Origin of the sequence: Planktothrix sp. FACHB-1355, assembly GCF_014748295.1 — a bacterium.
In the GTDB taxonomy this organism is placed as follows: domain Bacteria; phylum Cyanobacteriota; class Cyanobacteriia; order Cyanobacteriales; family Aerosakkonemataceae; genus Aerosakkonema; species Aerosakkonema funiforme_A.
In genome coordinates this window covers 1-6,402 of record NZ_JACJUP010000283.1, presented here as the reverse complement: position 1 = coordinate 6,402, position 6,402 = coordinate 1, and the positions used below count along the sequence as shown (strand labels likewise).

The window sequence follows — 6,402 nt, the reverse complement described above, 5'->3', positions numbered from 1 at the left end:
CGTAACCTTCGCGGCGCATGGTTTCGATGAGGATACCCAGGTGCAATTCACCGCGACCGGAAACGAGGAATTTGTCGGGGGAGTCGGTTTCTTCGACGCGGAGGGCGACGTTGGTTTCCAATTCTCGCATGAGTCGATCGCGCAATTGCCGAGAGGTGACAAATTGTCCTTCCTGTCCGCAGAACGGCGAATCGTTCACCGAGAACGTCATCTGCAAGGTAGGTTCGTCTACTTTAATCAGCGGTAGTGCTTGCGGTTCGTCGGGACAGGTAATCGTTTCCCCAATATTCGCATCGGCGAAACCGGCTACGGCGACGATGTTTCCGGCGGAAGCTTCTGCCATTTCAATCCGCTTCAAGCCTTCAAATCCCATTAACTTGGTGATTTTGGCTTTTACAATTGCACCGGTTTCCGTTACTAATGCCGCTTGCTGACCGGCTTTGATCGTACCGTTGTGGATGCGACCGATGACTATCCGACCCAGATAATCGGAATAGTCTAGAGTCGTGACTTGCAGTTGCAGCGACTTGTTGGGGTCGCCGACCGGTGGCGGTACGTGGTGCAAAATAGCGTCAAACAAAGGCTGCATATCTTTGCCTTCGTCTTTCAGGTCTTCTTTAGCGTATCCACCCAAACCGGAGGCAAATAGATAGGGAAAATCGCATTGGTCGTCATCTGCACCTAATTCTAGGAACAGGTCTAATACTTTGTCGATCGCTTTATGCGGTTCTGCTTGGGGTCGATCGATCTTATTCACCACTACAATAGGGCGCAATCCCTTTTCCAGGGCTTTTTTCAGTACGAAGCGGGTTTGGGGCATTGGGCCTTCGTTGGCATCTACAATCAGCAGACAGCCATCCACCATACCCAACACCCGTTCGACTTCACCGCCAAAGTCAGCGTGTCCGGGGGTATCAACTATATTGATCAGCGTGTCTTTATATTTAACGGCTGTGTTCTTTGCCAGAATAGTAATGCCGCGCTCCCGCTCGATCGCGTTGGAGTCCATGACGCAATCAGGTACTTCTTCCCCTTCGCGGAAGATGCCGGATTGTTTGAGCAGAGCGTCAACTAAAGTGGTTTTGCCGTGGTCTACGTGGGCAATAATGGCAACGTTGCGAATAGGGAGCGTCATAGCAGCCTTTGAGAACAGGGAGTTAGCGAAAACAGTAATAAATCTTTAACAATCTTAGCTTATTAACAGACGCAAGCGATCGTGCGGCTGTATATGAGAAAATATACTTATTGTCAAAAGCCATCCGATAGATATTTGAGTATCTATCCGTAAATTATGAAACTATGACTCCTAAGATATTTGATGCCGCTTTTTACCAAGCTGTACATTCTGACTTGCCAGCGGCAGGTTTGACTACCGAGAATCAACTGTTTGAACACTTACAGAAGTTTGGTCTGAAGGAGGGACGCCAATTTTTACCGTTGGTAGACCTAAACTTCTATCGCGAGAACAACAGCGATCTAGCTTCTTTTAGCAACGAGCAATTATTCGAGCATCTGCAAACACACGGAATTGCTGAGGGACGGGTATTTTCTCGGTTGGTAAACTTAAACTTCTATCGCGAGAACAACCGCGATTTAGCTTCTTTCAACAACGAGCAATTATTCGAGCATCTGCAAACTCGCGGACTGGTGGAGGGACGCCGCTTTTCTGAGGTTGTCGATCTGGACTTCTATCTACAGAATAACGCAGATGTCAATCAAACTTACCGTGGCGATCGCTCTATTGCCCTATCCCACTTAAACGTTTTGGGCTTGACAGAAAGACGGCAATTTTCACCTACTTTCCAGTTCGATCCGGCATTCAAAAACTTTGTTTCTGCCGATGCTACGAATGTGGTTATTGATTGGAATCAGACCCTGCTGAATGCGATGCGGGTAGAGAGAACGTCAGGCGGGATGGCAACTCGGAATATGGCAATGGTACATACAGCAATTTACGATGCTGTTAATGCCATTGCAAATACTTTCTCTCCCTACCGAGTGGACACAGAAGCACCTGCTTTTGCTTCCCCTGAAGCTGCTGCCGCTGCGGCGGCACATCGCGTTTTAGTCAATGCCTACCCCCAACAAAAAGCTAGCTTGGATGCGGCATTGGCGTCATCTCTGGCGCAAGTTCCCGACGGTAAATCGGAAAGTGATGGCGTTGCCTTGGGCCTATTTGTAGCCGATCGCATTATCGAGTGGCGGAGTACGGATGGTTCAAACATCCAAGTTCCTTACACGCCACAATCCAATCCCGGCAGCTGGGTACCGACTCCCCCCAACTTTGCACCGGCAACGACACCTCAGTGGGCGGATGTTACGCCTTTTGGGATTAGAAGCACATCTCAGTTTCGCTTGACCGGGCCAAAGCTGTTGAATAGCGCCGAATACGCAGCCGAGTTCAATTTAGTTAAAGAATTGGGCAGCAAAAATAGCGCTACTCGCACTGCCGAACAAACAGAAATTGCCAGATTCTGGGCGGGCAGTCCCAATGCTTTTACCCCACCTACTTTCTGGAATCAAATCGCACAAGAAATGTCTTTAAGGCATGGCAATAGTCTCCTGGAAGATGCGCGTATGTTCGCTTTGTTGAATATTGCATTGGCTGACACTTCCATTGCGAGTTGGGATACCAAGTATGCCTATAATTCCTGGCGACCGATTACTGCGATTCGACAAGCTGACACCGATAATAATCCCCTGACAGAAACCGATCCGAACTGGGAACCTCTGCTGGGGACTCCGGCGTTTCCCGGTTACGTATCGGGACACAGCGCCCAAAGTGGCGCGGCAGAGATAGTTTTGAGTTCTATCTTCGGTAACGATGTCAGTTTTACTGCCAATGCGCTAGATAATCCCAACATTTCTCGATCGTATGATAGTTTTTCGCAAGCAGCAGAGGAAACCTCGATCAGCCGTCTTTATGCGGGAGTTCATTTCTCATCTGATAATACAGATGGGCTGCTGTTGGGGAGGTCTGTCGCCAATTATATTGTCGAGAACTTCTTGTTGAATAACGATATGACAATTATGTAGAGCTAAGTTAAGGACGTTTGCCACCTATATTGCTGTGTTAGCTCTTGATAAATGCTTTGCAATGACTGCACAGATGGTAAATTAAAACCAAAGTTGATTTGGCTGACCAATTCTCCCCATTTGTGCAGTTGTGTCAAAGAACCAGCTTGCTGAAACTTTTGGGCGTAGAATTCCACCCAAAATTGAGGCGCTGTATATGTTCTGGTTTTGCGCCAACGCTTGCGCCAAGCGAGAAAGTCCTTGGTGGTCGGTGGTTCGACTGCTACGATCGGCGGCAAGTCGGCGTAGCTGACAAATCTGCTGATACCATCTCCCACTACCAAGATAACGTGCGCCCAACAGCGTATTTGTGTAAGCTGTTCCGGATGCACTCCCAGAAGTTGGGCTATTGCTTCTGCGGTAACAAAGCGAGTTTGTGGATGAACTACTGTTGATTCTTGCTGAATTGTTGCTACCATATAAATGACTTCCCCTTTTGGGGTTTTGTTTTTAATTAGCGCTCGCCCTTCAGATTGCTACCTGGGAGGGCGATTGCTTTTAATTATCATAAAATTATAGTTGAATATTCAGCTGCTGTCAAGTATGGGACTGGTCAAACTGCGGATTAGAGAGTTTGCTGCGAAAGAGGGTTGGTCGCTTAAGGAAGTATCCGATCGCTCCGGAGTCCCCTACAGCACGATTAAAACTTATGCCTTGTCTGATGGAATGGCAATGGCTGATGTAACTGCCTTATTTAAGTTAGCGCGGGCATTTAATATTTTGGTTGAAGATTTAGTTGAGATAGTGAAGGAATAGTCAGAGTTTGTTTGAAGGTTGTTGTGCGATCGCTATTTATATCATGTCCGGTGACATCGGTAGTATATGACTGATGCTCTCATATTATCTGTGGGAATCGGGGTTAAATTTTTACCGCAGATGAAGGTAGATAAACGCAGATAAACGCAGATAAGAAAGCGATTTTTGTGCAATCGATGCAACCGGATTTGGCACCCTCTCAAAGGGAAAGGGAAAAGGGAAGAAATTCCTAATTTTGACTTTTGACTTTTGACTTTTGACTTTTTCTAGTCCCTAATATTGAATTCGATAAATGCGGTTATTGGCATCATCAGTAACGAGCATACTACCATCGGGTAAAGTTTGCAAACCCGTAGGTCTTCCCCAAGTCGTCGGTACAGAAGGATTTAACAGAAAACCGTCCAGAAAATCTTGATAGTAACCTAAAGGATTACCATTGGTGTCGAAAGGCGCAAACACAACTTTGTAACCGGTACCGCGATCGCGATTCCAAGAACCGTGAAAGGCGACAAATGCACCGTTACGATATTCTTGGGGGAAAGTTTGACCGTTGTAAAATTCCAATCCCAAAGGTGCGGAATGTGCTTGGAACAAGACATCGGGTGTAGTAGTACTTGCTGCTAATTCGGGATTTTCGCTTTGTCCGTTAACTGTGCGGCGCGGATCGAGTAGATTTGGTGATAGATAAGTATAAGGCCAACCGTAGAATTCACCTGCATTCAAACTGGTGAGGTAATCTGGAACTAAGTCGTCGCCTAAACCATCGCGTTCGTTCACCACAGTGTAAAGTTCGCTGTTTGTCGGGTTAAATTCTAGTCCGACTGGATTTCGCAAACCAAAAGCAAAAGTTTGTCGGTTAGAACCATCAAGATTCATCACCTGTACCGAAGCGCGTGGCAGAGGTTCTACATTAACATTAGAAGCAGATCCGATCGCTACATACAATTTCTGTCCATCCGGAGAAAGTGCGAGATTGCGCGTGGAGTGTCCGCCAGTTGGTAAGTCGGCAATTTTCTCGCCTGTTCCGATTAATTGCAACTGACCGTTACTGTAGGGAAAACGCACGACGGCATTAGTATTGCCAAGATAGAAGTAATTGTCGGCAAAAACCATCCCAAATGGTTGATTTAATCCGTTTGACTGACTGGCAAAAGTGGTGCGAACATCGGCGACACCATCTGCGTTGCTATCTCGTAACAAACTAATCCGATTTTGGGATGTTTCCGCTACTAAAACATCGCCGGTGGGAGTGACAGCTAACCAACGCGGACTTACCAAACCGGCGGCAAATACGTTTACTTCAAAACCTGTCGGTACTTGCAGTGAGGGATTGTCTGGAATTGGCACTGTTTGCGAAAATTTGGTGGCGCTTTCGGTTTGGAAAGGCGGCGGTAATGAGTCGAGTGTAACATTTATCGGTGTTGATGAAATCGGTGCGGCGGTGATGATGCTGTTGTGAAAAGGAATCCCAGATAAAAGGTTATTAATATTGTTGGTTTCTGCTGCTAATAAGCTATCTACTGAAACAATGCGATCGCTTCCTATTTGGTTTGGCAATACTCCCTCAACCCAACCCAAAATTGCACCGTCAGATTTCACTCTAATTATAGTATCAGAACTACCAGCAGCCAGAGAACCAATTTCCAGAGAAATGTCTGCCGCCGTTAAACCGCCAGTCAAACCAATGCGATCGAAACCGTTATTAAATTCGCGGATAATATCTGCTAAAGCTGCATCGTTTACGGCGGTATCCGTTCGCAGTACAACTGTGTCTTGACCTTCTCCACCAATTAAAGTATCTTTGCCAAAATCTCCCACTAAAATATCATTTCCTTCCAGACCGCTGAGAAGGTCATCGCCTTTACCGCCAAATAAAATATCGTTGCCTTTGTCGCCGGAAATTTGGTCGTTTCCTTGATTGCCGTAAAGATAATCGTCCTCGCTACCGCCGAAAAGAATATCCGCATCGTTATCGCCAAATAAGATATCTTTACCCTGATTTCCGTACAGGTAGTCGTTACCTTTGCCACCATACACTGCATCCGTACCTTCGCCACCAGATACGGTATCGTTACCTTGATTGCCATTAATCATTTCCGGCGCAGAGGAACCGCCAATATAATCATTTCCTTCTAATCCGCGCAGTCCGAACGGCAATCCACCCAGCAATCCCGCCGTTACCTGAAAATTATCGGAATTGGCAGTTAAGTCATAAAAGCCATCAAAATTTGGGCCTGACATCGCTGTTTCCTACCTGCAACAAATACTTATAATCTTACGCATCTAAGCAATAAATTCATCTGCTTTCATCTGTGCTTATAAATATTCTAAAATCTATCTCCAGATAGAAGTTAAAGTGAAAAATTCAAACTTGCCAAAATTAAATTAATTGCGTGCTGAGTATATGGCTCGATCGCATTCTAATCCTCAGTCTCGATTCCCGATCGACGATTTATTTTACCACTTATATTTAAAAATGTCAACTATAAATATATAGGTTTTTCGCAGATTTTTGGCTAATCCAGCTTTATTTTATGAGATTTAAAAGCCTATTACTGCGTGCTTCGGTAA

Annotated in this window: 5 protein-coding genes; 2 read left to right on the top strand and 3 right to left on the bottom strand. The window is 45.9% G+C overall.

The features are described from left to right. A partial coding sequence (locus H6S82_RS13850; protein ID WP_191056321.1) for a GTP-binding protein occupies positions 1-1,135 on the bottom strand: 1,135 nt, incomplete at its 3' end. 164 nt (positions 1,136-1,299) lie between these two features. Between H6S82_RS13850 and H6S82_RS13845 the strand changes: the two genes are divergently transcribed. Next, on the top strand, positions 1,300-3,036 hold the full coding sequence (locus tag H6S82_RS13845; protein WP_199315224.1) for a vanadium-dependent haloperoxidase: 1,737 nt from the start codon (positions 1,300-1,302) through the stop codon (positions 3,034-3,036). 2 nt (positions 3,037-3,038) lie between these two features. Here H6S82_RS13845 and H6S82_RS13840 read toward each other — a convergent pair whose 3' ends face one another. Then, on the bottom strand, positions 3,039-3,494 hold the full coding sequence (locus H6S82_RS13840) for a hypothetical protein (RefSeq protein WP_190464056.1): 456 nt from the start codon (positions 3,492-3,494) through the stop codon (positions 3,039-3,041). Positions 3,495-3,618: 124 nt separating this feature from the next. Between H6S82_RS13840 and H6S82_RS13835 the strand changes: the two genes are divergently transcribed. Further along, positions 3,619-3,831, top strand: a complete 213-nt coding sequence (locus H6S82_RS13835; protein ID WP_190464083.1) for a helix-turn-helix transcriptional regulator — start codon at positions 3,619-3,621, stop codon at positions 3,829-3,831. A gap of 273 nt (positions 3,832-4,104) precedes the next feature. On the opposite strand, the gene H6S82_RS34360 is transcribed toward H6S82_RS13835, so the two are convergent. Further along, positions 4,105-6,072 (bottom strand): PQQ-dependent sugar dehydrogenase, encoded by a 1,968-nt coding sequence (locus H6S82_RS34360; RefSeq protein WP_190464057.1) that lies wholly within the window; start codon positions 6,070-6,072, stop codon positions 4,105-4,107. Positions 6,073-6,402: the final 330 nt, after the last annotated feature.

What these genes read in the sequence shown, in the direction of transcription:
- H6S82_RS13835 (WP_190464083.1), top strand. Translation starts at nt 3,619, where the DNA reads ATGGGACTGGTCAAACTGCGGATTAGAGAGTTTGCTGCGAAAGAGGGT.
- H6S82_RS13840 (WP_190464056.1), bottom strand. Translation starts at nt 3,494, where the DNA reads ATGGTAGCAACAATTCAGCAAGAATCAACAGTAGTTCATCCACAAACT.
- H6S82_RS13845 (WP_199315224.1), top strand. Translation starts at nt 1,300, where the DNA reads ATGACTCCTAAGATATTTGATGCCGCTTTTTACCAAGCTGTACATTCT.
- H6S82_RS34360 (WP_190464057.1), bottom strand. Translation starts at nt 6,072, where the DNA reads ATGTCAGGCCCAAATTTTGATGGCTTTTATGACTTAACTGCCAATTCC.